The sequence below is a fragment of the Collinsella sp. AF29-7AC genome (assembly GCF_003475665.1).
Lineage (GTDB): Bacteria > Actinomycetota > Coriobacteriia > Coriobacteriales > Coriobacteriaceae > Collinsella.
Genome location: NZ_QRQX01000062.1, coordinates 374 through 582, shown reverse-complemented (window position 1 = coordinate 582; position 209 = coordinate 374). Strand labels below are relative to the sequence as shown.

General features: G+C 55.5%; 1 pseudogene. It reads right to left on the bottom strand.

Annotated elements, in window-relative coordinates:
• Window positions 1–209, bottom strand: a pseudogene (locus tag DWZ15_RS10365) (class I SAM-dependent methyltransferase); the annotation flags it as partial.

Genomic DNA, 209 nt, shown 5'->3' with positions numbered 1-209 from the left:
GCAGCCCAGATTGACCACCGCCGCATTGGGGTGGTCTTTCAGGTAATACTGCACCTCGAAAGCAAGATCACCCTGTCGCATGGCCACCTCCAGCGCACCAAAGCGCTGCATCAGGCTGCGGGAGTTTTTCTCTGCCTCTGAAAAGTCGTAGTCGATCTGGCCGAGCAGACGAACCGCTGTTTCATCCTTGTAAAGGTTCGGGTACAACT